Annotated in this window: 22 protein-coding genes; 12 read left to right on the top strand and 10 right to left on the bottom strand. The window is 69.1% G+C overall.

The genetic code is table 11. The annotated features are described in order from the left end of the window. Positions 1-21 precede the first annotated feature (21 nt). Positions 22-3,705, bottom strand: coding sequence for a multifunctional oxoglutarate decarboxylase/oxoglutarate dehydrogenase thiamine pyrophosphate-binding subunit/dihydrolipoyllysine-residue succinyltransferase subunit (locus tag LQZ85_RS05255; RefSeq protein WP_056278266.1), 3,684 nt, complete (start codon positions 3,703-3,705; stop codon positions 22-24). Between the two features lie 159 nt (positions 3,706-3,864). Here LQZ85_RS05255 and LQZ85_RS05250 point away from each other — a divergent pair, with 159 nt between their 5' ends. From LQZ85_RS05250 to LQZ85_RS05240, 3 genes are all read left to right on the top strand, one after another. Then, complete coding sequence (locus tag LQZ85_RS05250; RefSeq protein WP_056278269.1) at positions 3,865-5,319, top strand: GuaB1 family IMP dehydrogenase-related protein; 1,455 nt, start codon at positions 3,865-3,867, stop codon at positions 5,317-5,319. Positions 5,320-5,433: 114 nt separating this feature from the next. Continuing rightward, positions 5,434-6,750, top strand: a complete 1,317-nt coding sequence (locus LQZ85_RS05245) for a hemolysin family protein (protein ID WP_053095681.1) — start codon at positions 5,434-5,436, stop codon at positions 6,748-6,750. Next, positions 6,747-7,808: a hemolysin family protein gene (locus LQZ85_RS05240; protein WP_056278271.1), complete on the top strand. Its 1,062-nt coding sequence runs from the start codon at positions 6,747-6,749 to the stop codon at positions 7,806-7,808. The genes LQZ85_RS05245 and LQZ85_RS05240 overlap by 4 nt, the downstream gene beginning before the upstream one ends. Before the next feature lie 61 nt (positions 7,809-7,869). Here the strand turns inward: LQZ85_RS05240 and LQZ85_RS05235 are convergent, their stop codons facing one another. After that, the gene (locus tag LQZ85_RS05235) at positions 7,870-8,937 is read right to left on the bottom strand and encodes an NADH:flavin oxidoreductase/NADH oxidase (protein ID WP_056278275.1); all 1,068 of its coding nucleotides are present in this window, start codon (positions 8,935-8,937) and stop codon (positions 7,870-7,872) included. A 56-nt stretch (positions 8,938-8,993) separates the two neighbouring features. On the opposite strand from LQZ85_RS05235, the gene LQZ85_RS05230 reads away from it, so the two are divergent. From LQZ85_RS05230 to LQZ85_RS05210, 5 genes are read left to right on the top strand one after another with little or no spacing between them, the layout of a single operon-like run. Continuing rightward, positions 8,994-9,830 carry an NAD(P)H-hydrate dehydratase gene (locus LQZ85_RS05230; protein WP_056278278.1) on the top strand — a complete coding sequence of 279 codons (837 nt, stop codon included), beginning with the start codon at positions 8,994-8,996 and terminating at the stop codon, positions 9,828-9,830. After that, positions 9,827-11,062: a hypothetical protein gene (locus LQZ85_RS05225; RefSeq protein WP_230100633.1), complete on the top strand. Its 1,236-nt coding sequence runs from the start codon at positions 9,827-9,829 to the stop codon at positions 11,060-11,062. The genes LQZ85_RS05230 and LQZ85_RS05225 overlap by 4 nt, the downstream gene beginning before the upstream one ends. A 4-nt stretch (positions 11,063-11,066) precedes the next feature. After that, positions 11,067-11,399 carry a thiamine-binding protein gene (locus tag LQZ85_RS05220; RefSeq protein WP_056278282.1) on the top strand — a complete coding sequence of 111 codons (333 nt, stop codon included), beginning with the start codon at positions 11,067-11,069 and terminating at the stop codon, positions 11,397-11,399. 9 nt (positions 11,400-11,408) lie between these two features. After that, positions 11,409-12,629 (top strand): MFS transporter, encoded by a 1,221-nt coding sequence (locus LQZ85_RS05215; RefSeq protein WP_056278286.1) that lies wholly within the window; start codon positions 11,409-11,411, stop codon positions 12,627-12,629. 28 nt (positions 12,630-12,657) lie between these two features. Beyond that, complete coding sequence (locus tag LQZ85_RS05210; RefSeq protein ID WP_056278289.1) at positions 12,658-13,266, top strand: NUDIX domain-containing protein; 609 nt, start codon at positions 12,658-12,660, stop codon at positions 13,264-13,266. Here the strand turns inward: LQZ85_RS05210 and LQZ85_RS05205 are convergent. From LQZ85_RS05205 to LQZ85_RS05190, 4 genes are all read right to left on the bottom strand, one after another. Next, entirely contained in the window at positions 13,263-14,471 is a 1,209-nt protein-coding gene (locus LQZ85_RS05205; RefSeq protein ID WP_053095688.1) for a homoserine O-acetyltransferase, read from the bottom strand. The genes LQZ85_RS05210 and LQZ85_RS05205 overlap by 4 nt on opposite strands. A gap of 83 nt (positions 14,472-14,554) precedes the next feature. Next, positions 14,555-15,400, bottom strand: a complete 846-nt coding sequence (locus LQZ85_RS05200) for an endonuclease/exonuclease/phosphatase family protein (protein WP_230100688.1) — start codon at positions 15,398-15,400, stop codon at positions 14,555-14,557. Between the two features lie 209 nt (positions 15,401-15,609). Next, positions 15,610-16,932, bottom strand: coding sequence for a bifunctional o-acetylhomoserine/o-acetylserine sulfhydrylase (locus LQZ85_RS05195; RefSeq protein ID WP_056278296.1), 1,323 nt, complete (start codon positions 16,930-16,932; stop codon positions 15,610-15,612). A gap of 143 nt (positions 16,933-17,075) precedes the next feature. After that, on the bottom strand, positions 17,076-17,666 hold the full coding sequence (locus tag LQZ85_RS05190; protein WP_230100632.1) for a TetR/AcrR family transcriptional regulator: 591 nt from the start codon (positions 17,664-17,666) through the stop codon (positions 17,076-17,078). 34 nt (positions 17,667-17,700) lie between these two features. Between LQZ85_RS05190 and LQZ85_RS05185 the strand changes: the two genes are divergently transcribed. The 4 genes from LQZ85_RS05185 to LQZ85_RS05170 are packed head-to-tail and all read left to right on the top strand — an operon-like array spanning position 17,701 to position 20,798. After that, complete coding sequence (locus LQZ85_RS05185; protein ID WP_082586555.1) at positions 17,701-18,687, top strand: DMT family transporter; 987 nt, start codon at positions 17,701-17,703, stop codon at positions 18,685-18,687. Next, the gene (locus LQZ85_RS05180) at positions 18,681-19,463 is read left to right on the top strand and encodes an SDR family oxidoreductase (RefSeq protein WP_200955165.1); all 783 of its coding nucleotides are present in this window, start codon (positions 18,681-18,683) and stop codon (positions 19,461-19,463) included. Before LQZ85_RS05185 ends, LQZ85_RS05180 begins: the two co-directional genes overlap by 7 nt. Positions 19,464-19,465: 2 nt before the next feature. Further along, the gene (locus LQZ85_RS05175) at positions 19,466-20,176 is read left to right on the top strand and encodes a uracil-DNA glycosylase (RefSeq protein WP_056278301.1); all 711 of its coding nucleotides are present in this window, start codon (positions 19,466-19,468) and stop codon (positions 20,174-20,176) included. 4 nt (positions 20,177-20,180) lie between these two features. Continuing rightward, a complete protein-coding gene (locus tag LQZ85_RS05170; protein WP_053095693.1) occupies positions 20,181-20,798 on the top strand; it encodes a GNAT family N-acetyltransferase in 618 nt (205 codons plus the stop codon). 9 nt (positions 20,799-20,807) lie between these two features. On the opposite strand, the gene LQZ85_RS05165 is transcribed toward LQZ85_RS05170, so the two are convergent. The 4 genes from LQZ85_RS05165 to LQZ85_RS05150 are packed head-to-tail and all read right to left on the bottom strand — an operon-like array spanning position 20,808 to position 24,200. After that, positions 20,808-21,602, bottom strand: a complete 795-nt coding sequence (locus LQZ85_RS05165; RefSeq protein WP_082586556.1) for an ATP-binding cassette domain-containing protein — start codon at positions 21,600-21,602, stop codon at positions 20,808-20,810. Beyond that, on the bottom strand, positions 21,599-22,390 hold the full coding sequence (locus tag LQZ85_RS05160; protein ID WP_056278304.1) for an ABC transporter ATP-binding protein: 792 nt from the start codon (positions 22,388-22,390) through the stop codon (positions 21,599-21,601). The genes LQZ85_RS05165 and LQZ85_RS05160 overlap by 4 nt, the downstream gene beginning before the upstream one ends. Further along, positions 22,387-23,253 carry an ABC transporter permease gene (locus tag LQZ85_RS05155; protein ID WP_053095695.1) on the bottom strand — a complete coding sequence of 289 codons (867 nt, stop codon included), beginning with the start codon at positions 23,251-23,253 and terminating at the stop codon, positions 22,387-22,389. The genes LQZ85_RS05160 and LQZ85_RS05155 overlap by 4 nt, the downstream gene beginning before the upstream one ends. Then, a complete protein-coding gene (locus tag LQZ85_RS05150) occupies positions 23,253-24,200 on the bottom strand; it encodes an ABC transporter permease (RefSeq protein WP_053095696.1) in 948 nt (315 codons plus the stop codon). Before LQZ85_RS05150 ends, LQZ85_RS05155 begins: the two co-directional genes overlap by 1 nt. Positions 24,201-24,213 lie beyond the last annotated feature (13 nt).

Raw genomic sequence — 24,213 nt, 5'->3', positions numbered from 1 at the left:
CCCTTTCATGTCTGCCGGGTATCAGCCGAGCGTGAGGGCATCCCGCAGCAGCTTCGCCTGCTCGGCTGCGTGCACCTTCGACGAGCCCGTCGCGGGCGATGCCGAAGCCGGACGCGACACCGGACGGAAGCTGCGGTCACCCGGGACATCGGCGAAGGCGAGTGCCAGGAACGGCCAGGCTCCCTGGTTCTCCGGCTCCTCCTGCACCCACACCAGCTCGGCGTTCGGGTACGAATCGGTGATGGCCTTCAGTCCGTCGATCGGGGTCGGGTAGAGCTGCTCGAGCCTGACCAGCGCGATCTCGGGGTTCGGGTTCTTCTCGAGTTCGGCCTTGAGATCCCAGTGCACCTTGCCGGAGTGCACGAGGACGCGCTTCACGGCATTGCGATCGAGGCCCCGGCTGTCGTCGAGAACCGGCTCGAAACGGCCCTGCGTGAAGGCCTCGACCGGGCTCGTCGCCCCACGCAGACGCAGCATGGCCTTCGGGGTGAAGACGATGAGCGGCTTGCGCGGACGCGCGTAGGCCTGGCGGCGCAGCAGGTGGAAGTACGACGCGGGCGTCGAGGGGCGCGCGACGATCATGTTGTCCTGCGCGCACATCTGCAGGAACCGCTCGATGCGCGAGGAGGAGTGGTCCGGCCCCTGACCCTCGTAGCCGTGGGGGAGGAGCAGCGTGACGCTGGACTGCTGTCCCCACTTCTGCTCCGCCGCCGAGATGTACTCGTCGATGACGGACTGAGCGCCGTTGACGAAGTCGCCGAACTGGGCCTCCCACAGCACGAGCGCCTCGGGAGCCTCGACGGAGTAGCCGTACTCGAAGCCGAGCGCCGCATACTCGCTGAGGAGCGAGTCGTAGACGAAGAAACGGCCCTGCGACTCGGAGAGGTTCGACAGCGGCAGCCATTCCTGGCCGTTCGCGCGGTCGTGCAGAGTCGCGTGACGCTGCACGAACGTGCCGCGGCGCGAGTCCTGCCCGGCGAGCCGCACGGGCGTTCCCTCGACGAGGAGCGAACCGAAGGCGAGAAGCTCGCCGAAGCCCCAGTCGATGTTGCCGTTGCGGCTCATGTCGAGACGCTTCTCGAGCTGCTGCTGCAGCTTGGGGTGCACCGTGAAGCCCTCGGGCTTGTTCACGAACGCGTCGCCGATGAGCTGGATGACCTCGTTCGAGACTCCGGTGATCTCCGGAGCGCCGACCTGCTCGTCGACCGGCGGCAGATCCTGCGCGACCGGGTTGGCGCCGGTCTCGGCGGCGTGCGTCTCGGCGAACGCGATCTCCAGACGGTTCTGGAAGTCGGCCTTGGCCTCGTCGTACTCCTCTTCGGTGATGTCGCCACGACCGACGAGCGACTCCGTGTACAGCTTGCGCACCGATCGCTTCGCCTGGATCAGGTCGGTCATCAGCGGTTGCGTCATCGAGGGGTCGTCTCCCTCGTTGTGACCACGGCGGCGGTAGCAGACGAGGTCGATGACGACGTCGCGGTGGAACCGCTCGCGGTATTCGAACGCGAGCTGCGCGACGTGGATCACAGCCTCGGGGTCGTCGCCGTTCACGTGGAACACGGGTGCCTGGATGGTCTTCGCGACATCGGTCGAGTACACCGAGGAACGCGAGTCGTTCGGGAGGGTCGTGAAGCCGACCTGGTTGTTGACCACCACGTGGATCGTGCCGCCGGTGCGATACCCGCGCAGCTGAGACATCTGCAGCGTCTCGACCACCACGCCCTGACCGGCGAACGCCGCGTCGCCGTGCACGAGGATCGGCAGCCAGGCGAACGTGCCGATCGGCTTGCGGTCCTGCTTGGCGCGCACGATGCCCTCGAGGACTCCGTCGACCGTCTCGAGGTGAGACGGGTTCGCGGCCAGATACACCGGGAGCTCGGAGCCGTCATCGGCGACGAACGTTCCCTCGGTGCCCAGGTGGTACTTCACATCGCCCGAGCCGCGCTGGTTGCCGGGGGTCTGCGTGCCCTCGAACTCCTGGAACACGTGGCCGTAGGTCTTGCCCGCGATGTTCGTCAGCACGTTCAGACGGCCGCGGTGCGCCATGCCGATCGCGGCGCCCTCGAGTCCGGATGTGGCCGCACCCTGGAGGATCTCGTCGAGCAGCGGGACGAGAGACTCGCCGCCCTCGAGCGAGAACCGCTTCTGACCGACGAACTTGGTCTGCAGGAAGGTCTCGAACGCCTCGGCCTCGTTGAGCTTGCGGAGAACCCGCAGCTGCTCGTCGTGGCCGGGCTTCTGGTACTTGACCTCGACCTTCTCCTGGAACCAGCGGCGCTGCTCCGGGTCCTGGATGTGCATGTACTCGATGCCGAGCGTGCGGCAGTACGAGTCGCGAAGGACGCCGAGGATGTCGCGCAGCTTGGCGACACGGCGGCCACCGAACCCGCCGGTCACGAACTCGCGGTCGAGATCCCAGAAGGTGAGCCCGTGGCTCTCGATCTCGAGGTCGGGGTGCGAGCGCTGGACGTACTCGAGCGGATCGATGTCGGCCATCAGGTGACCGCGCACGCGGAACGAGTTGATGAGCTCCTGCACGCGGGACTGCTTGTCGACGCGCTCGGCGAGATCCACCGCGATGTCGGGGTTCCAGCGGATGGGGGAGTACGGGATGCGCAGAGCGGCGAAGATGTCGTCGTAGAAGCCGCGCTGTCCGATCAGGAGCTCGTGGACCTTCTTCAGGAACTCGCCGGAGCCGGCGCCCTGGATGACTCGGTGGTCATAGGTGCTCGTCAGCGTGATCGTCTTGCCGATCGCCAGCTCGTTGAGCGTCTTCTCGCTCGCTCCCTGGAACTCGGCCGGGTACTCGAGGGCACCGGCGCCGATGATGCAGCCCTGCCCCTTCATCAGACGAGGCACGGAGTGCACGGTGCCGATGCCGCCGGGGTTGGTGAGTGAGACCGTGGTGCCCTGGAAGTCGGCCGCCGTCAGCTTGTTGTTGCGGGCGCGCGTCACGAGGTCTTCGTAGGCGACGAGATACTCGCTGAAGGTCAGCGTGTCGGCGCGCTTGATGCTGGGGACCATCAGAGCGCGCGTGCCGTCGGGCTTGGGCAGATCGATCGCGATGCCGAGGTTCACGTGAGCCGGAGCCACGACCGAGGGCTTGCCGTCGATCTCGGCGTAGAAGACGTTCTGGCTGCGGAACTCGTCGAGCGTGCGGATCAGCGCCCAGCCGATGAGGTGGGTGAAGCTGATCTTGCCGCCGCGCGTGCGCGCCATGTGGTTGTTGATGACGATCCGGTTGTCGATCATCAGCTTCGCGGGCACCGTGCGCACGCTCGTCGCGGTCGGAACCGTCAGCGACTCGTCCATGTTCGCGGCGAGGGTCTTGGGCAGACCGCGGAGGGGCGTGACCTTGTCCTCTTCGACGGGCTCGGCTGACTCGGGCGCCTCGGCCTTGGCTGCGGGCTTCGGAGCCTGCGCGGGGATCGGGGCTGCAGCGGCGGGCTTGGTCGTGGTCCGTGCGACGGGCTGTGCGCCGATGACCGGGATGGGCGCGGTCACGGGGTGAGCCGGCTGCTCCGTGGCGGCTGCGGGGACCGCGCTGCCGGTCGCGGCATCCGACTGGTACTTCTCGAGGATCGGCCACCACTCCTTGTCGACGGAGTCGCGGTTCACCTTGTACTGCTCGTAGAGCTCTTCCACGAGCCAGGAATTGGCTCCGAACCCCCCGTCGCCCCCGACGCCGGTCACCTGGTTCGACACGCTCGATCGCCCTCTTTCATCGCTGAAGTCCATATATGCACACCAGGACGCGTGATGCGTCCGGGCCCGCACACTCTCGACTTCCAAGCCTAACGTGTTTCCTCGGGCATTCGTCGAAGGCATGCGCCCTCGGCGGCGCTATCTGAGTACCGTGGGGGTATGGAGTTCTCCGGTGAGTCACCCGCAGTCGATCTGACCTATTCCGACGTGTTCCTCGTGCCGCGACGATCGGCTGTCACGAGTCGTCTGCAGGTCGATCTGGCGCCGCAGGACGGGACTCCCGCGACGCTCCCGATCGTGGCCTCGAACATGAATTCCGTCACCGGTCCTCGGCTCGCCGCGGTGCTCGCGCGGCGGGGCGGGCTCGGAGTGCTTCCGCAGGACATGCCCCTACAGGGGCTGGACGCCGCGATCCGCGATGTCAAGGCGCAGCCGGTGCTGTGGGACACGCCGATCGTGCTGCCGCCCGAGGCGTCGGTGGCGTACGCCCTTCGTCTGATGCCGGCCACCGCCGGGCACGGCATCGTCGTCGCCACGGGAGAGGCACCGCACGATGCGGAGAGGATCCTCGGCGTCCTGCCCGCGACACGGCTGGCGACCGCGCTGCCCGATGCGCAGCTGGGCGATCTCGTGCACGTCGGCACACCGTCGCTCGACGCCGACGACATCGGATCCGAGCGTCATGCGTTCGACGTGATCACCGACGCGGGCGTCGACATGGTCACGATCACGCACCACGGACATCTCGTGGGCACCCTCAGTGCGCGCAGTGCTCTGCGCTCGACGCTGTATCGGCCGGCCCTGGACCGCGACGGCCGTCTCGCCGTCGCGGCGGCGGTCGGCATCAACGGAGACGTCGCCGCCAAGGCGAAGGCACTGGCGGCCGCAGGCGTCGACGTGCTCGTGGTCGACACGGCGCACGGGCACCAGGAGGGGATGCTGCGTGCGCTGAGCGCCGTGGCCGCTCTGGACCTCGGCATCCCGATCGTGGCGGGGAACATCGTCACCGCCGACGGCGTCAAGGACCTCGTCGAGGCGGGCGCCTCGATCCTCAAGGTCGGCGTGGGGCCCGGCGCCATGTGCACGACGCGGATGATGACCGCGGTCGGCCGACCGCAGTTCTCCGCCGTGCTCGAGACCGCAGAAGCGGCACGCGAGCAGGGCGCGCACGTCTGGGCGGACGGGGGCGTGCGATATCCGCGTGATGTGGCGCTCGCCCTCGCCGCCGGCGCAGCATCCGTCATGGTCGGCTCCTGGTTCGCCGGGACGATCGAAGCGCCCGGAGAGCTGCAGAGCGACGCGGAGGGCCGTCTCTACAAGGAATCCTGGGGGATGGCCTCGACGAAGGCGGTGCAGGCCCGATTCGGACGCCTCGATGCCTATGAGCGCGCACGGAAGGAGCTGTTCGCGGAGGGGATCTCCTCGTCGAAGATCTACCTCGATCCGCTGCGCCCGGGACTCGAGGACCTGCTCGACATGATCACCTCGGGCGTGCGGTCGTCGTTCACCTATGCCGGTGCGTCTTCGGTGCCCGAGTTCCACGACAGGGCGCTCGTCGGGCTGCAGTCCGCGGCCGGATACGAAGAGGGCAAGGCGCTGCCGGTCAGCTGGTAGCGGTCCGTCCTCCGTCGCACCGGCATCCCGTAGAATCGTGGACACCATGGACGACCCTCCCAGTTGTAGTACATCGCCCCACTGCCTGCCTCTCCACATCGGGAGGAACGACTGATGGACTACATCCTCTTGGGCGTGGGGCTTCTGCTCACTGTGGGCACGGGGCTGTTCGTCGCGAGCGAGTTCGCGCTGGTCAATCTCGACCGTGCCGACCTCGAAGCCCGCCAGGCCCGGGGCGAGTCCCGCCTGTCGCTGACGATCAGCGCACTCAAGCACACCTCGACCCACCTGTCGTCCGCCCAGCTCGGCATCACCCTGACGACGCTGCTGACGGGGTACACGATGGAGCCGGCGCTCTCGAACCTCCTCGGTCCGACGCTCGTCGCGTGGAGCATCCCCGACGCGGCCGTCGGCCCGATCGCCACCATCGTCGCCATGCTGGTCGCCACGGTGCTGTCGATGATCCTCGGCGAGCTCGTTCCGAAGAACTTCGCTCTCGCCCTGCCGCTCGCGACCGCGAAGCTCGTCATCCCGTTCCAGGTCGCCTTCACCACCGTCTTCAAGCCCGCCGTCGTCGTGCTCAACGGCAGCGCGAACGGGGTCCTGCGGAGCATCGGCATCGAGCCGAAGGAGGAGCTCTCGGGCGCCCGCAGCGCGGAAGAGCTCTCTTCTCTCGTGCGTCGCTCGGCGAGCGCCGGGCTGCTCGAAGCCGACACCGCCAGCCTGCTGGACCGCACCCTGACGTTCTCGCGATTGACGGCCGCCGATGTGATGACGGCTCGGCCGAGCATGCATGCGCTCGCCGTCGGAGACTCAGCGGACGACGTCATCCAGCTCGCTCGCCGGACGGGGCACAGCCGCTTCCCGGTGTACGACGACGATCTCGACGACATCACGGGTGTCGTTCACCTCAAGGCCGCGATCTCCGTGCCGCGCGAGCGACGCGGCGAGGTCCCTGTCGGCGCGCTCTCGACCGATCCGCTGCGCGTGCCGGAGACCGTGCACGTCGATGCGCTCATCTCTGAGCTCAGAGCCCGCGGATATCAGCTGGCGGTGGTCGTCGACGAGTACGGCGGAACTGCCGGTCTCGTCACGCTGGAGGACCTCGTGGAGGAACTCGTGGGCGAGGTCTCCGACGAGCACGACCGCACGCGCGCCGGTGTCGTCCGCAATCGGGACGGCATCACGTTCCCCGGGGAGCTGCGGCCCGACGAGCTGCGCCGCAGAGCGGGCGTGGAGGTTCCCGAGGGAGATGTGTACGACACCGTGGGCGGGTATGTCATGAGCGTCCTCGAGCGCGTGCCGTCGGTGGGCGACGAGGTCGCCCTCGACACGGGCACGCTCCAGGTCGTCCGGATGGACGGTCGCCGCGTCGATCGGATCCGCTACGTTCCGAGTCCGGATCTGCCGGGAGAGGTGGTCGGACGATGAACGACTGGGGAGGACTGGCCTGGCTGGTCGTGCTGCTGGTGGCGAACGCGTTCTTCGTGGGCGCAGAGTTCGCGGTGATCTCCGCGCGTCGATCGCAGATCGAGCCGAAGGCCGACCGCGGGTCGCGCGCCGCCAAGACCGCGCTCTACGCGATGGAGCACGCGACGCTGATGCTCGCGACCTCGCAGCTGGGCATCACCATCTGCTCGCTGCTGATCCTGAACGTCTCAGAGCCCGCCATCCATCATCTGCTCGCTGTGCCGCTGCACGCGATCGGCTGGTCGGACGGCGTCGTCGACGCGGTGTCGTTCACGATCGCCCTGCTCATCGTGTCGTTCCTTCACGTCGTGTTCGGTGAGATGGTGCCGAAGAACCTCGCGTTCTCGGTGCCGGATCGCGCGGTGCTCATACTCGCGCCGCCGCTCGTGCTGGTGTCCAAGATCTTCATGCCGGTGATCTGGCTGCTGAACGCGGCCGCCAACGGCGTGCTGCGGCTGTTCCGGGTCGAGCCCAAGAACGAGGCGGCGTCGACGTTCACACTCGACGAGGTCGCGACGATCGTCGACCAGTCACGGCGCGAGGGCGTGCTCACCGACACGGCGGGCACGGTCGCGGCCGCCGTGGAGTTCACCGACAAGAAGGCTCGCGACGTGGCTGTTCCGCTCAGCGATCTCGTGACCCTTCCGCAGTCCACGACGCCCGACGACATCGAGAAGGCCGTCGCCCGGTACGGATTCTCGCGCTACGTGATCGTCGACGACGAGGGTGCGCCGGTCGGGTACGTCCACCTGAAGGACATCCTGCGGGCGTCGGACGGGCCGGGCTCTGCCGCGAAGCTGGTCGAGCCGCTGCCCTCGAAGCGCATCAACCACATGGTGCCGATCCAGGAGGACACGGATCTGGAAGACGCACTCGCGGTGATGCGCCGAGCGGGTCGACACCTGGCGAAGGTGCGCGACTCCCAGGGGCGCACGACCGCCGTGCTCTTCCTGGAGGACATCCTCGAGGAGCTCGTGGGCGAGGTGCAGGACGCGACCCGTCGCATCCGCGGCCACTGAGCCGCACACATGACGAAGGCCTCGGTCCGTAGCGGACCGGGGCCTTCGCCGTGGGCGGTGGTCAGCGCCAGTGCGCGCGCTCGTACTGCGGCGGCCAGGTGATGTCCGCGCCGAGTTCGTGCGCGGCGCGGAGCGCGAAGTGCGGGTCGCGCAGCCATTCCCGGCCGGCGAAGATCGCGTCGGCGGCCCCGTCGGCAAGCACCTGCTCGGCCTGTTCGGCAGCGGTGATCAGGCCCACGGCGGACACCGGGATGCGTCCGCCCTGGCGCACAGTCTCGGCCAGCGGCACCTGGTATCCGGGGAACACGCTGATCTGCTGATGCGCGACGAGCCCGCCGCTGGAGACGTCGATGAGATCGGCCCCGTGCTCGGTGACCCAGGTGCTCACCGTCGCCGCCTCCTCGGGCGTGAACCCGCCCTCGGCGTTATCGGTCGCCGAGATGCGGACGAACACCGGCACATCGTCACCGGCGACCTCGCGGATCGCGTCGACCACCCGGAGGAGCAGCCGAGCCCGGTTCTCGAGCGATCCGCCGTACTCGTCGTCCCGCAGGTTCGACAGAGGAGAGAGGAACTGGTGCAGCAGGTATCCGTGTGCGCCGTGGACCTCGAGCACGTCGAAGCCGGCGTCGAGCGCCCGTCGAGTGGCGGCGGCGAATCCCGCCACGACGGCGTCGATGCCGGCCGCATCGAGTGCGACCGGTGCGGCGAAGCCCTCGAAGGCGATCGCGGACGGGGCCGTGGTCGTCCATCCGCCGTCGGTCTCGGGCACGGATCCGCGCTCGTCGGCCCAGGGCCACCAGGTCGACGCCTTGCGGCCGGCGTGCGCCAATTGGATGCCCGCAGCGGCACCGCGCGAGTGGATCGCCTCGACGATCGGCGCCCAGGCGTCGCGCTGCTCGTCGTTCCAGAGCCCGGCGTCTCGCGGTGAGATGCGACCTTCCGGCACGACAGCGGTCGCCTCGGCGACGATCAGGCCCGCGCCGCCGGAGGCGAACTGCGCGAGGTGAGTGTGGTGCCACTCCTGCACGACGCCGTCCACCGCGCTGTACATGCACATGGGGGACACCCACAGCCGGTTGCGGAAAGTGGAGGAACGGATGCTCAGGGGAGAGAAGAGAATGCTCACCCCTCGACGCTACTGTGCGGCTGGGGCGAGGAGGGCCGTCGCACTAACGTGGAGTCATGCCCGACGCACGCGATTGGTCCCGCGACGACACCGCCCGCCTCCTGCGCGTGCCGGGCGCGGATGACGACAAGTACTCCCGCGGGGTCGTGGGCCTGCGCACCGGGTCTTCGGACTACCCCGGCGCAGCCGTGCTCGGCGTGGAAGCGGCGTGGCGTGCCGGAGCAGGATTCGTCCGGTATATCGGTGAGGGACGAGCGGCGGATGCCGTGATCGCTCGCCGCCCCGAGACGGTGGTCAGCCCGCGGGCCGCCGGCGCACGCGTCGGCGCCTGGGTCATCGGATCGGGGACGAATGCCGCGAGCAGGACCTCCGACGAGGAACGCGAGCTCCGCGACCTGCTCGACGGCTCCGTTCCGGTGGTCGTCGACGCGGGGGCACTGGATCTCGCGCCCGGGAGCCGCGCGCCGCTCGTGCTGACGCCGCATCGACGCGAGTTCGAGCGACTGCAGACTCAGCTCGGCTTCGCCGGTGACGATGATCGGGCGACCGCGGTCGCCCGCGTGGCGAGCGAGGTCGACGCGACCGTGCTGCTGAAGGGCGCGCAGACGCTGATCGCAGACCCCGACGGCGGCGTCATCCGAGTGGAGGCAGGCACCGGCTGGCTGGCGACGGCCGGCACCGGTGATGTCCTCGGGGGTGTTCTCGGAGCGCTGCTCGCGGGCGACGTCGACGCATCGACTGCGGAGATCGCGGCCGCCGCCGCCTGGCTGCACGGTCACGCCGGGCGCATCGCTGCGGGCATCGGCGCAATCGGCGGCGCGCAGGGGCATCCGATCGTCGCCCTGGATGTCGCGGAGGCTCTTCCTCGCGCGATCGCGGACGTCATCGCGTGAGTCGCACCACGACGGTTCGTCTCGTCGCGCTGTGGAGCGCGTTCGCGACCGTGCATATCGCGATCGCGGTCATGGGGTGGCTGTACCCGAGCCAGCCGATGGGCGACGTGGTGCTGGTCTACGAACCCTGGTCGACCGCCGCGCTCTCGGGAGGAGCGATCGTCGGGATCACCGAGTCGTGGGTCTATCCCCAGCTCGCGCTCGTTCCCATGCTGCTCGCCAAGGTCCTGTCGGCCCCGCTCATCGCCGTCGTGGGCGCCTCGGAGGCCTATCTGATCGCGTGGGCTGCGCTTGTGACGGTGCTCGATGCGATCGCCTTCGCGGTGCTTCTCGGCCGCGCATCATCTCGGCCGCGGCGTGCGGCGGCGTGGTTCTGGGTCGCCGCCCTGCTTCTGCTAGGCCCGATCGCGATGTACCGCATCGACGCGATCACCGTGCCTCTGGCGGTGATCGGCGGGCTCTGGCTGGTCCGTCGCCCCGCTGCGGCAGCCGCGCTGCTGACGATCGGCGCCTGGATCAAGATCTGGCCGGCCGCCCTCGTGCTCGCCGCCGTGGTCGCGCTCGTGAGCAGGATGCGCGTCCTGCTCACGGCTGCAGCCGTGTCCGCCGTCGTCATCTCGCTGCTGTTCCTGCTCGGAGCCGACACCGAGATCTTCGGATTCCTGACGGAGCAGACCGGGCGGGGCCTCCAGATCGAAGCCGTCGCGGCGACCCCGTTCCTCTGGCTCGCGATCTCGGGTGCCGCTCGCATCGAGTACAGCTTCGACATCCTGACCTTCCAGATCAGTGCTCAGGGTGCGGACGCGGTCAGTGCGGTGCTCACACCGCTGATGGCGGTCCTCGTGGTCGTCGTGATGGTCGTCGGGGGACTCAAGGCTGCGCGGGGCGCATCGTCGGCGCGGCTGTTGCCTCCTCTCGCGCTGAGTCTCGTCACGACCCTGATCGTGATGAACAAGGTGGGCTCGCCGCAGTTCCAGACGTGGCTGATCGCTCCGGTCATCCTGTGGTTCGTCTTCGACCGCGCACGAGCCGTCTGGCCCGCCGTGCTCGTGCTCGCGCTCTGTGCCCTCACGTGCCTGGTCTACCCGCTCAGCTACGACGCGCTGCTGCGCGCGGAGCTGCAGCCCATCGTCATCCTGACCGCGCGGAACGTCCTCCTCATCGTGCTCCTCGCCGTCGGCATCCGCGCCGTCGTCCGTGTGCCCGCCCGCAATCCGTCCACCCGGGAGTGAACCCATGTTGATCGCCTTCTCCGTCGCGCCGAGCGGCACACCCTCCGACGGATCGGAGCGCTCAGACGCGTCGGTCCACGACGCGGTCGCCGCCGCCGTGCGGGTCGTGCGCGAGTCGGGACTGCCGCACCGCACGACCAGCATGTTCACCGAGATCGAAGGACCGGACTGGGACTCGGTGATGGACGTCGTCAAGCGCGCGACCGAGGCCGTGATGCCGTTCGGGTCGCGGGTCTCGCTGGTGCTCAAGGCGGACATCCGACCCGGGTACGCGGGGGAGCTCGATGCGAAGATCGAGCGGCTCGAAGCGGCGATCGACGACTCGGACACCCCGTAGACTCGACGGGTGAATCCCTCGACTGAATCGAGGGGTGCGGCGAAGTGGGCGCTCCTCTCCCTCGCCATCGGCAGCTTCGGCATCGGCATGACCGAGTTCGTCGTCATGGGCCTGCTGCCCAACATCGCTGACGAGCTGCTGCCCACGCTGTGGGCCAGCAGCCCCGAAGACGCGCTGAGCCAGGCCGGCTGGCTGATCTCGCTCTACGCTCTCGGCGTCGTCGTCGGAGCTCCCACGATCGCCGGCTTCGTCGCGCGCTACCCGCGGCATCGCGTGATGATCGGGCTGGCTCTGGCGCTGACCCTGTTCAACGCGCTCACGGTCTTCCTCCCGACCTTCGAACTCGTCGGTGCCTCGCGATTCCTCGCGGGGCTGCCTCACGGCGCTTACTTCGGCATCGGCGCGCTGGTCGCGGCTGACGTGATGGGGCCGGGCAACCGAGCCAAGGGCGTCGCCTTCATCCTCACCGGATTGACGGTGGCGAACGTGGTCGGGGTGCCGTTCGGGACCTTCCTCGGTCAGCTCTGGGGGTGGCGGGCAGCCTTCGCGATTGTGACCCTCGTCTTCGCCCTCGCGACCGTCTGCATCATCTTCTTCGTGCCCGAGCATCCCGGCTCTCCCGGCCGGACCATGCGCGAGGAGCTCGGCGTGTTCCGCATCCCGCAGGTCTGGTTCACGCTCGGCGTCGGTGCGATCGGGTTCGGCGGCTTCTTCGCGGTCTACAGCTACATCGCGCCCCTGGTGACCGAGGTGGCGGGCTCTCCCGAGTGGGCGGTGCCGATCGTGCTGGTGCTGATGGGATTGGGCATGACCGCCGGCAACCTCGTCGGCGGGCATCTCGCCGACATCGACCTGCGACGCACGCTGCTCTTCGGACTCGCAGCGATGGCGCTCGTGTTCGCACTCCTCGCCGTGCTCGCATTCTGGATCGTCAGCCTCGCCCTCCTCGTATTCGTCGTGGGCTTCGTGTCCTCGGTGCTCAGCCCGACGATTCAGACGCGGTTGATGGATGTCGCCGGAGACAATCAGTCGATCGCCGCGGCGATGAACCACTCTGCGCTCAACATCGGCAACAGCCTCGGCGCGTTCCTCGGCGGCATGGTGATCGCGGCCGGATGGGGCTTCGTCGCGCCGTCGTGGACGGGGGCGGCCCTCGCCGTCGCGGGCCTCGTGATCGCGTTGCTGTCGTATCGCACAGAGGCGCGCAAGCCCGTCCTCGTTCAGGCCTGAGCGGCATTGCGCCTCATAGAGTGAGGCTGTGACCGATCTCGACCATCTGCCCGTCGCCGGGACGGCCGTGCTGCTGCGCTCGACACCCGACGGCTTCGCTGTGCTGCTGATGCGACGGCCGGATCGCGGTTCGTTCGCCGGTGCGTGGGTGTTCCCGGGCGGCAAGGTGGAGCCGTCCGACCGCCGCGCGGGGGCGGAGGAGAGCGACGACGCGCGTCGAGCGGCGATCCGTGAGACGCGCGAGGAGGTCGGCCTGACGATCGCCGATCCGGTGCTGCTGTCCCGCTGGCAGCCGCCGGCTGAGGCGCCGATCCGCATCCGGACATGGTTCTTCCTCGCCGGAGCGCCGGAAGCGGACCTGCGGTTCTCGCCCGGCGAGGTCGTCGACGCGGTCTGGCTGAGCCCGGTCGAAGCTCTGTCGAGGCATGCCACGGGGGAGTGGACGCTCTTCCCGCCGACCTGGGTCACCCTGCATCAGCTCAGCCGGTTCGACACGGCCGAGGACGCTCTCGCGTCGGCTGGCGAGGCGCAGCACTTCGCGACCCGAGTGGTCCAGTCGCCACAGGGCACCGACTTCGAGTGGGAGGGCCTACGGCTGCGCACCGGATCCCTGCCGTGGACGATCGATCCGATCTAGCTCGCGAGCAGACGCCGCAGGTTGCTGCCGACCGCCTCGGTCTCGATGAGGAAGCCGTCATGCCCGAAATCGCTGTTCAGCACCACGGCTTCGGTGCCGTCGAGGGTGTTCGGGATGCTGCGGGAGATGCGGTGCTGGCCGTCGACGGGGAAGAGGCGGTCGCTGTCGATGCCGAGGACGAGCGTCGTCGCCGTCACGGCGCGCAGCGCCTCTTCGACCCCGCCGCGGTCGCGGCCGACGTCGTGCGAGTTCATCGCCTCGACGAGGGTGATGTAGCTGTTCGCGTCGAAACGGCGGGTGAACTTGTTGCCGTGGAAGTCCAGGTACGACTCGACCGCGAAACGTCCGCCGTGGCCGAGAGGCGACACCCCTGACTGCCACGAGCGCTGGAACCGCTGGTTGAGCTCTATCGGACTGCGGTAGTTGAGCAGTGCCATGCGACGGGCGAGCGCCAGTCCGCGGTGCGGGCCGTCGCCGTCGGCCAGATCGTAGTACTCGCCGCCCAGGAACCGGGGATCCATCCGGATGGTCTCGAGCTGCACCGTGTTCAGGGCGATCTGGTCGGCTGTCGTGACCGGAGGCGATGACAGCACGGCGAGGCGAGCGACACGCTCGGGGTGCGAGACCGCCCATTCGAGCGCGTGCATCCCGCCCATGGAGCCGCCGATCACCGCGGCCCAGGTGTCGATGCCCAGCGAGTCGGCGAGGCGTACCTGCGCGGCGACCTGGTCGCGGATCGTCAGGTAGGGGAAGCGCGAGGCCCACTCGTATCCGGAGGGGGCGATGCTGGCCGGGCCGGTGGATCCCTGGCAGCCGCCGAGCATGTTGGGTGCGATGACGAACCAGCGGTCGGTGTCGAGCGGTGCTCCGGGGCCGGTGATGTCCTCCCACCAGCCGGCGGTCGGGTGTCCCGCCCCGGCGGCGCCGCGCACGTGACTGTCGCCGGTGAGCGCATGCAGGACGAGGATCGCGTTGTCCCGGTCGTCGTTCAGCTCGCCCCAGGTCTCGAACGCGAGGCGGAAGCCCGGGAGCTCGGCGCCGCTCTCGGTCGGGAAAGCGCCGAACGAGGTGAAACGCCGTCCGCCGGCCGGGTCCCCGTCGCGCCAGGCGCCGGTGGCGGGAGGTCGTGCGCGAAGCAGGCGCACGTCGGCCTCCGTCACGGGCGCCGACGGCACCGTGTCCTCAGAGGTCGTCTGCCAGTCCATGCTTCCATTCTCGCCTGACGCGCGACGCGCCGGCCGCAGGTTACGCGCCCGGTGCGCCGCGGACGGATGCGTCGTCGGATCGCTCAGAACGCGAGGGTGGTGACCGTCGCCAGGTGGTCGCTGCTGCCTGCCCGCATGGTCGTCGAACCGAGCACGGTCAGGCCGCGCGTGAAGACATGATCGATCCTGGCGAGCGGGAGTGCGGCGGGCCACGTGAACCCGAGGGCGCCGTCGGTCGGCCTGACCCAGTCGAGCTGAGATCGGATGGCGCCCAGGGCAGGATCTGCAGAGGCGGCGTTGAAGTCGCCGACGACGACGACCGACCCCGATGAATCGGCGGCGACGGCATCGGCGATGCCGGACAGCATCGCGTCCCGCTCGCTCTGCACGCCCGGGCGGACGGACGCCGCGTGCATGACGTAGACGGCCACGTCGCCGTCCGGCGCATTCACGACCACACGCAGTGCGCGCTTCCAGTCGAGTCCGAGCGACAGCGCCTGCGCATCCGCGATCGGCAGGCGGCTCCACACGGCGACCGTGCCGACGGCATACGAGTGCGGGTAGTCGGCGGCGAGCGTGTCGCGTGCCGCCGCGAGGCTGTCGGCGTCGAGCTCGGTGAGGGCGATGACCTCGGCGCCGGAGCCAGCGAGGTCCGTCGCGGATTCCGCCGCGCCACCGGAGTGGGCGCGCACGTTCTGGCTGACTATCCGCACGCCGGGCGATTCGTCGGCGCTGCCCGATGCGAAGCCCGGAGCAGAGGGAGCGATCGCCAGCATCCACGCGAGGATAGGCACGAGCAGCACCAGGAGGACACGTCGGGCGAGGAGGAGGGCGACCACCGCCAGCACTCCGAGCGCGAGACCGCACCAGGGGAGAAGCGCAGCGGCCGCGGTTCCCACCACGCCCGGGACCCAGACGCACACGATCATGACCAGCACGACCAGTGCGACGACGGCGATGGCTCGCCCTGCGGGTACGTGCGTGCGTCGGCGGGTCGGCGGATGCGTCGTGGCGGCGATCGTGAGCTCCTCGGGTGGGTTCTCATTGTCGTCCGCGCCGCCTGTGCACGGGCCGAACGAGCCGGGGACGAGAAGTGCCCCGAGCCGAAGCCCGGGGCACTTGCTCTGGGTGATGGCGGTCAGGCGCGAGCGGCCTCCGACACGCGGCGAGCCGCGGCGAGTGCCTCGTCGAGGTCTGCCTTGAGGTCGTCGATGTTCTCGATGCCCACCGACAGTCGCACGAGGCCGGGGGTGACGCCGGCCGTGAGCTGCTGCTCGGGCGTGAGCTGCGCGTGGGTGGTCGACGCCGGGTGGATGACGAGAGAGCGCACGTCGCCGATGTTCGCGAGGTGGCTGAACAGCGACAGGCTGTTGACGAACTCGCGACCGGCTTCGACGCCGCCCTTGAGCTCGAACGACAGCACCGCGCCGACGCCCTTGGGCGCGTACTGGTTCGCCTTGGCGTACCAGGGCGACGAGGGCAGGCCAGAGTAGTTGACGGATGCCACGTCGTCCCGGCTGTCGAGCCACTCGGCGATCTCCTGGGCGTTCTGCACGTGACGCTCGATGCGCAGCGACAGCGTCTCGATGCCCTGGATGAGGTTCCAGGCGCTCTGCGGCGCGATGGCCGAGCCGAGGTCGCGGAGCAGCTGCACCCGGGCCTTGATGATGTAGGCGAGCGGGTCACCGACCGCGGCGGTGTAGCTCGCGCCGTGGTACGACGGGTCGGGCTCGGTGAGGCCGGGGAAGCGCTCGACGTTCTTCGACCACTCGAAGGTGCCGCCGTCGATGATCGCGCCGCCGATGGTGGTGCCGTGGCCGCCGAGGAACTTGGTGACCGAGTGCACGACGATGTCGGCCCCGTGCTCGAACGGGCGGATCAGGTACGGAGTCGCGATCGTGTTGTCGACGATCAGCGGGACGCCGCCCTCGTGCGCCACGTCTGCGACGGTGCGGATGTCGAGGATGTTGATCTGCGGATTGCCGATGGTCTCCGCGAAGAAGAGCTTGGTGTTCGGTCGCAGCGCGCGGCGCCACTCCTCGGGGTCGTCCTGGTTCTCGACGAACGTGACCTCGATGCCGAGCTTGGCGAGCGTGTACTTGAACAGGTTGTACGTGCCGCCGTAGATCGAGCTGGACGAGACGATGTGGTCACCGGCCTGCGCGATGTTCAGCACAGCGAACGTCGACGCCGCCTGACCGCTGGCGAGGACGAGGGCTCCGGTGCCCCCCTCGAGCGCCGCGAGGCGCTGCTCCAGGACGTCCTGCGTCGGGTTCTGGATGCGGGTGTAGATGTTGCCGAACTCCGCCAGGGCGAACAGGTTCGCGGCGTGATCCGCGCTGTCGAACACGTAGGACGTGGTCTGGTAGATCGGAGTGGCGCGGGCCTTGGTCACGGGGTCGGGAGCAGCGCCGGAGTGGATCTGCTTGGTCTCGAAACGCCAGGTCTCGGGTGCGGACATGTGTTCCCCCTGGAACTGTTGGAAGGTCGATTCGACTGATGTCGTTGATGCGACAGTACGGAATATCGGAAGTTGTCAACAGTGGGTGGGAAATGTGACGTAATGAACACCGGCCGGATCCCGGCGCCGGTGCGCGTGCGGGTTCAGGGCCGGCCGAGCAGCCTCGCCGCCCACGTGCGAGCGATCGCGAACGGCTCGGCGAACGTCGTCATCCCGACCGTGACGATCGCGCCCTCGTACAGCAGCATCATCGCCTGTGCCATCGCCTGCGGATCGGTGATCCCCGCTTCGCTGCAGAGCTCCTCGAACAGATCGAGGAGCCAGGCCTTCTGGCGAGACACCTCGGGGAACACCGGGTGGTCGTCGTTGCCCTCGCCGATCTCGGCTCGGGCGTTGATCGCGCTGCATCCCTTCGGGCTGTTCTCGTCGGACCAGGAGATCGCGGCGTCGAAGACCGCGAGCACACGGTCGGCGCCGGGATCGGGCACCCGGGCGAGCTGGCCGGCGACGTGGTCGCGCCACCGCGCATCCCGGTGCTGGAGGTAGGAGACGACCAGCGCCTCCTTCGACCCGAAGCGGTCGTAGAGCGTCTTCTTCGTGACTCCGGCCGCCTCGGCGATCGTGTCGACCCCGACCGCGTGGATGCCTCGCTCGTAGAACAGTCGGGATGCGGTGTCGAGAACGCGCCGCCCTCCGGGCGTGAGCGGCCCGAGTTCGGGAACGGACGAGGTCATGCGGACGACTATACCAGTCTGTATAGTCGGCATCATGAGTAAACAGATCGGTGTACTTCCGGTCGTGACGACGGCGACCGCCGCGACCGCATTCGTCGTGACCTGGAGCTCGGGGTTCATCATCCCGGCGTTCGCCACCGTCGAGGTCTCGCCCCTGACGCTCCTCGTGTGGCGGTTCGCGCCCCTGGCCGTCGCGCTGCTCGTGCTCGTCGTCGTCTCAGGAGCGGCGACGGGGATGCACCGACGTGAGCTCCGGATCCAGGCTTCGATAGGGATCTTCGCGCAGTTCGGCTACTGCATCGCGGTCTACGGTGCCGTCGCCGCAGGCATCGCCACCGGCACCGTGGCTCTCATCGACGCGGTGCAGCCCCTGGTGGTGGCTGTGCTCGTCGGGCCCATCCTCGGTCTGCGTGTGCGCGGAGCTCAATGGGTCGGGCTCGGAGTGGGCGCGATCGGAGTGCTGCTCGTCGTCCAGTCGCAGCTCGGCGCCACCGAGGCTCCACCTGCGGCCTATGCGCTGCCGGCCGTCGCCATGGTGTGCCTCATCGTCGGCACCCTGCTGCAGCGGAAGACCGGGGTGCAGACCGGCGTGCTCGTGACGCTGACCGTCCACGTGACGGTGACGGCGGCGCTGCTCGTGGTGATCGCGGCGGTGACGGGGACGCTGGTTCCGCCCGCCTCCGGATCGTTCTGGCTCGCCGTGGTGCTGACCGCGGCCGCTCCGACGCTCGCCGCATACGGTCTGTACTGGTGGCTGCTGAAGCGCATCGGCATCACCGCCCTGCAGGCGCTGCTCTTCCTGATCGCGCCGACGACGTCACTGGCCGGAACCATCCTGCTGGGGGAGCCTCTGACGATCCTCACGATCGCCGGATTCGCCCTGTGCGGAGCCGGGGTCGCACTCGTCCTCGTCTCCGAGGTCCGGTCGGCGCGCGTCGACTCCCGACGCGGCGCGTCGACGCGACCCGACGATGCGCAGCGGCTTTCGCGGCCGGAACATCGTACGGTGGAGGAATGGTGAACAGGCGTGCAGTGGTGACGGGTGCGAGTTCGGGTATCGGACAGGGGACGGTGCGCGCGCTGCGCGCCCGCGGCTGGGGGGTCGTGGGAGTCGCGCGACGGGCGTCCCGACTGGAGGCGCTCTCGGCGGAGACCGGGGCGTCGACGATCGCGTGCGACCTGACGAACCCGGAAGCCGTCGCAGCGCTGGTCTCGGAGCTCGAGGATTCGGGACCCGTGCACGCTCTCGTGCAGGTCGCGGGCGGAGCGCGAGGCACGGATCGCATCGAGAACGCGTCGATCGATGACTGGCAGTGGATGTACGACGCGAACGTGCTCTCGAGCCAGCGTCTGGTGGCGGGGCTCCTGCCTCTGCTTCGTCGGGCAGCCGCCGCGGACGGTCACGCGGACACCGTGTTCGTGACCTCGACGGCCGCCCAGGTGGCCTACCCGGGCGGCGGAGGCTACAACGCCGCCAAGGCCGCGCAGGCCATGCTCGTGCACGCCCTCCGTCTCGAGTTGAACGGCGAGCCGATCCGCGTGTCCGAGATCGCTCCCGGAATGGTGCACACCGAGGAGTTCACGCTCAACCGTCTGGGCGGAGACGCGGTCGCGGCAGAGGCCGTGTATTCGGGCGTCGAGGCGCCGCTGCGCGCCGAGGACGTCGCCGACGTGATCGCCTATGCCCTCGACGCGCCCGCTCATGTGAATCTCGACCTCGTCACGATGCGACCCGTCGCGCAGTCGGCCAACCATCTTCTCGCCCGCGGACCGCTGCGCGTGCGGCCGATCGACTGAGGATGACCGCGCGCACTCTCGCCGAGCTCGCCGGCGACGGTCTCATGGACCCCGAATGGGCGGACGCACTCGCTCCGGTTCAGCAGACGATCACCGCCCTCGGGGAGCGGCTCCGGGAGGAGCAGGCCGCAGGACGCGGTTATCTTCCCGCGGGCGATCACGTGCTGCGCGCCTTCGAACGCCCGATGTCCGACGTCAAGGTGCTCATCACCGGTCAGGACCCGTATCCGACTCCCGGGCACCCGATCGGGCTGTCGTTCGCCGTCGACCATGACGTGCGGCCGCTGCCGCGCAGCCTGGGGAACATCTACCGGGAACTCGAGAGCGATCTCGGCATCCCGCCTGCCCCGCACGGAGATCTGTCCGCGTGGAGCGACCAGGGGGTCCTGCTGCTCAACAGGGTGCTGACCGTGCGGCCCGGCGACGCCGGCTCCCATCGCCGCTGGGGATGGGAGCAGGTGACCGAGCTCGCGATCCGCGCACTCGTCGCGCGGGACCAGCCGCTCGTCGCGATCCTGTGGGGCAAGGACGCGGCGAATCTGCAGCCCCTCCTCGGCGAGACCCCCGTGATCGCCTCGGCGCACCCGTCTCCGCTCTCCGCACGGCGCGGATTCTTCGGCTCTCGGCCGTTCTCGCGAGCGAACGAGCTGCTCGACGGGCTCGGTGCGAGTCCGATCGACTGGCGCGTCGGCGAAGCGCCCCCTCTAAGCTGATCGCATGCAGTTCGAGCCCGGTGATCGCCGCCGTGTGCTGCCGCGCCATCTGCGCCCGCAGCCCGAGCCCGACGTGTTCTCGTACTCGATCCGCCCCGCACGTTCGGGCGACCTCCCGTACGTGCGCGAGATCTACAACCATTTCGTCAGCAATTCGGTGGTCACTCTCGATGAGCGGCGCAGCAGCATCCCCTACTGGCGTGAGAAGTTCGCGCTGCTGAGCAAGCTCGGCCTGCCCTTCCTGGTGGCGGTCTCGCCGGCGGGGGTCGTGATCGGGTACGCGCTGGCGCAGCCGTGGGCGGGCAAGAACGCGTACCGGTACACGGTCGAGGACTCGATCTACCTCGGCCCGGGAGCCGGCGGCAAGGGGCTCGGAGCTGCGCTGCTGCAGGCGCTCATCGACGCCTGCGAACAGCTCGGCATCCGCGAGATGGTGGCCGTGATCAGCGACACGAAGGCCGACGCCTCGATCCGGCTCCACGCGAAGCTCGGCTTCGTCGAGGCCGGACGGATGGGCCGAGTCGGGCACAAGTTCGGCCGCGACCTCGGGACCGTCTACATGCGCCGCGCGCTGCGTCCCAGCCGTCGACGGAAGTTCTTCAGCACGAGCTCGGCGCGCTGACGACCCTGCTCACGACGGGGGAGCGGGGATCACGGGGATCGCGGCGAGGAGAGCCTTCGTGTAGTCCTGCGTCGGGCGCAGCAGCACGTCCGCGGTGGATCCTCGCTCGACGACGGCGCCGTCCTTCATCACGACCACCGTGTCGCACAGGTTCTGCACCACGCCGATGTCGTGCGACACCAGGACGAGCGTCAGGTCGGCGCTGCGTCGCAGCTCGATCAGGAGCTCGAGGATCTGAGCTCGCACGGTCACGTCGAGCGCCGACAGGGGCTCGTCTCCGACGAGGATGCGGGGTCGATGCACGATGGCGCGGGCCAACGCGATCCGCTGCCGCTGCCCTCCCGAGAACTCATGCGGGTAGCGGTCGCCCATCTCGGGTTCGAGGCCGACCTGCTCGAGCACGTCGCGCACGCGCGCGCGGTGGTCTCCCTCGATGCCGAGCGCCCAGAGAGGCTCGCGGATGATCTGGGCGGCGGTCATCCGAGGGTCCAGCGATGCGTACGGGTCCTGGAACACGAGCCCGGTCTGACGGCGCAGCCAGTGCAGCGAGCGGGCGGATGCCGCGGCATCCACGACTCTTCCATCGACGGTGACGGTGCCGGACGTCGGACGGTCGAGTCCGAGCAGCAGTCTGACGAGCGTCGATTTCCCCGACCCGGATTCGCCGATGATCCCGACGGACGACCCCTCGACGATGTCGAGGTCGGTCGGCGCCAAGGCTGTCTGCCTGCGCGTCGGCTCGAAGGCGGAGCGCTTGGGGATCACGAAGTCACGCCGCAGAGACCGCGCCTCGATCAGGCTCATCGCGTGCCTCCCTCGGGCCGCCACAGGGTCGCGGTCGCGTCGCGGAGCAGCCCCTGGGTGATCGGCGACGTCGGGGCGGTGAGGAGCGTGCTCACGGGAGCCGCCTCGACCACGTGGCCGTCTTCGAGAACCACGCCCTGGGTCGCGACCTGAGCGAGGACGGCGAGATCGTGGGTGATGAACACGAGTGACATGCCCTGCTCCTCGACGAGGTTCAACAGCAGAGCGAGGATCTCGGCTTGGATCGTGACGTCGAGAGCGGTCGTCGGCTCATCGGCGATGAGCAGACGCGGTCGGCACGCGAGCGCCATCGCGATCGCCACCCGCTGCCTCTGACCGCCGGACAGCTGGTGCGGATACCGATCGACGATCGACGTCGGGTCGGGCAGGCGCACGCGAGCCGCCTCCTGGATCGCTCGCTCTCGGGCCTCTCGTCGACCGATGCCCTCGTGGATGCGGATCGACTCGGCGATCTGCCTGCCGACCGTGCGGATCGGGTTCAGAGCGGTGCGCGGCTCCTGGAAGACGATCCCGATCTCGTCACCGCGCAGGCGTGCGAGCTCGCGATCCGGCATTCCGATCAGCTCGGTGCCGTTCCAGCGGATGCTGCCGCTCGCGGTCGCGCCGTCGGGAAGGAGCCCGAGAACGGCCAGGGCGGTCAAGGACTTGCCGGATCCGGATTCGCCGATCAGACCCAGGCGCGATCCGTCCGGCACCTCGAACGAGACGCCGTCGACCACCGGCCGTCCGTCGATGCGGACGACGAGGTCGGTCACTTCGAGACTCATGCGATCACCGCCGGGGTGTGGATCTCGGCGGCGCGATGGCGCAGCGTGGGATCGGTGGCCTCGCGCAGGCCGTCGCCCAGGAGGTTGAGAGCGAGCACCGTGATCGTGATCGCGAGGCCCGGCCAGATGACCGAGAGGGGATGCACGCCGATGTAGCGCTGGAGATCGGCGAGCAGCAGCCCCCAGCTCGGCTCCACCACCGACGCGCCGAAGCCCAGGTACGACAGTCCCGCTTCGGCGAGCACGGCGACCGCCATCGACCACGACAGCTGCACGATGAACACGGGCGCGACGTTGGGCAGCAGGTGGCGCGCGAGGCTCTGACCGGTCGTCAGGCCGGAGGCCCGCGCGGCGAGGACGAAGTCGCTCTGCTGCACGCGGCGCAGCTCTGGTCGGGTGACGCGAGCGATGTTGACGCCGAAGCCGATGCCCACCGACCAGATCACCACCCAGAGCGAGCCGCCCCAGACCGACGAGATCATCATCGCGATGAGCAGCACGGGGAAGGCGATCAGGATGTCGACGAGCACGGCCACCGTCTCACGCAGCCACCGTGCCGTGAGCGCGCCGAGCGCGGCCAGGGCGATGCCGACGACCGTGGCGACGAGCCCGGCGCCGATGCTCACGAACACCGTCGTCCGAGAGCCCGCCATGAGCAGACTGAGGATGTCGCGCCCGGTGTCGTCGGTGCCGAGCAGATGGGGCCAGCCGGGGACACCCCAGCGAGCCGCCAGATCGGACTCCTGCGGGTCGAACGGCGTCCAGAACAGCGAGACGAGCGCCGTGAGAGCGACGATGGCGACGACGATCAGACCGAATCGCCCGGTCGCGGTCCGCCACAGCCTCGACAGCCAACCGGACATCAGGCCTCCCTCTGCCGAGGATCGATCGCACGATGGACCAGATCGACGAGGAAGCCCACCACGAGCACGAAACCGGTGAGCACGAGCAGCTCGCTCTGCACCTTGACGAGGTCGCGCGTTCCGACGTCGGCCACGAGCATCCGCCCGATACCCGGGAGGGTGAACAGCTGCTCGATGACGACCGAGCCGACGATGATGCCCGCGACCTGCAGTCCGAGGACCGTGATGATCGAGAGTCCGACTGCTGGTATGCCGTGGGAGATGAGTGCGCGCGTGCGGGTGAGTCCCTTGGCGGCGGCGGTGCGGACGAAGTCCTGTCCCGCAGCCTGCAGGGTCGCACTGCGCACGAATCTCATGAGCATCGCGCCCTCGACGATGCCGATCGTGAGAGCGGGCAGCAGCAGCGATTCGATCGCTCGCCAGGGGGTGCTCCACCCGGTGCGGGGGAAGCCCTGCGGGGGAAGCCAGCCGAGCCAGACCGAGAAGACGACGATGAGCATCATGCCCGCCCAGACGACGGGCACCGCGGCGAGAGCCTGCGCGCCGACGCTCAGCGCCGTGCCTCCGCGACCGCCACGACGCAGCGCGGCCAGGATGCCGAACGGCACGGCGATGAGGACGGCGATGAGCAGGGAGAGGATGCCGAGCGGGACCGTGACCTGCGCCTTCTCGAGCAGCTCCTCGCCGACCGAGGCGCCCGAGAGGAGCGACGTGCCGAGATCGCCGCGGAAGATCCCGCCGATCCATTCCGCGTACTGCGCGGGGAGAGGACGGTTCAGACCGAGGGATTCGCGAAGGGCCTCCACCTCGTCGGGGGAGGCCTGTGTGCCCGCGATCAGCTGTGCGACATCGCCGGGGAAGACCCTGAGTGTCAGGAAGATCACCGCACTCGAGACGAGGAGCCCTGCGATGAGCAGGGCTCCTCGAACGAGCGCGTAGCGGATCACGACGTGCGCGTCA

The organism is Microbacterium sp. Bi98, assembly GCF_918698045.1.
Taxonomy (GTDB): domain Bacteria; phylum Actinomycetota; class Actinomycetes; order Actinomycetales; family Microbacteriaceae; genus Microbacterium.
Note: the sequence above shows the minus strand (reverse complement) of the source record. Positions and strands in the feature narration are given on the sequence as shown.

Excerpts from the sequence above, each read along its gene's own strand:
- LQZ85_RS05250 (WP_056278269.1), top strand. The coding sequence starts at position 3,865 with ATGGAGTTCTCCGGTGAGTCACCCGCAGTCGATCTGACCTATTCCGAC.
- LQZ85_RS05245 (WP_053095681.1), top strand. The coding sequence starts at position 5,434 with ATGGACTACATCCTCTTGGGCGTGGGGCTTCTGCTCACTGTGGGCACG.
- LQZ85_RS05240 (WP_056278271.1), top strand. The coding sequence starts at position 6,747 with ATGAACGACTGGGGAGGACTGGCCTGGCTGGTCGTGCTGCTGGTGGCG.
- LQZ85_RS05230 (WP_056278278.1), top strand. The coding sequence starts at position 8,994 with ATGCCCGACGCACGCGATTGGTCCCGCGACGACACCGCCCGCCTCCTG.
- LQZ85_RS05220 (WP_056278282.1), top strand. The coding sequence starts at position 11,067 with ATGTTGATCGCCTTCTCCGTCGCGCCGAGCGGCACACCCTCCGACGGA.
- LQZ85_RS05205 (WP_053095688.1), bottom strand. The coding sequence starts at position 14,471 with ATGGACTGGCAGACGACCTCTGAGGACACGGTGCCGTCGGCGCCCGTG.
- LQZ85_RS05200 (WP_230100688.1), bottom strand. The coding sequence starts at position 15,400 with ATGATCGTGTGCGTCTGGGTCCCGGGCGTGGTGGGAACCGCGGCCGCT.
- LQZ85_RS05195 (WP_056278296.1), bottom strand. The coding sequence starts at position 16,932 with ATGTCCGCACCCGAGACCTGGCGTTTCGAGACCAAGCAGATCCACTCC.
- LQZ85_RS05190 (WP_230100632.1), bottom strand. The coding sequence starts at position 17,666 with ATGACCTCGTCCGTTCCCGAACTCGGGCCGCTCACGCCCGGAGGGCGG.
- LQZ85_RS05185 (WP_082586555.1), top strand. The coding sequence starts at position 17,701 with ATGAGTAAACAGATCGGTGTACTTCCGGTCGTGACGACGGCGACCGCC.
- LQZ85_RS05180 (WP_200955165.1), top strand. The coding sequence starts at position 18,681 with ATGGTGAACAGGCGTGCAGTGGTGACGGGTGCGAGTTCGGGTATCGGA.
- LQZ85_RS05175 (WP_056278301.1), top strand. The coding sequence starts at position 19,466 with ATGACCGCGCGCACTCTCGCCGAGCTCGCCGGCGACGGTCTCATGGAC.
- LQZ85_RS05170 (WP_053095693.1), top strand. The coding sequence starts at position 20,181 with ATGCAGTTCGAGCCCGGTGATCGCCGCCGTGTGCTGCCGCGCCATCTG.
- LQZ85_RS05165 (WP_082586556.1), bottom strand. The coding sequence starts at position 21,602 with ATGAGCCTGATCGAGGCGCGGTCTCTGCGGCGTGACTTCGTGATCCCC.
- LQZ85_RS05160 (WP_056278304.1), bottom strand. The coding sequence starts at position 22,390 with ATGAGTCTCGAAGTGACCGACCTCGTCGTCCGCATCGACGGACGGCCG.
- LQZ85_RS05155 (WP_053095695.1), bottom strand. The coding sequence starts at position 23,253 with ATGTCCGGTTGGCTGTCGAGGCTGTGGCGGACCGCGACCGGGCGATTC.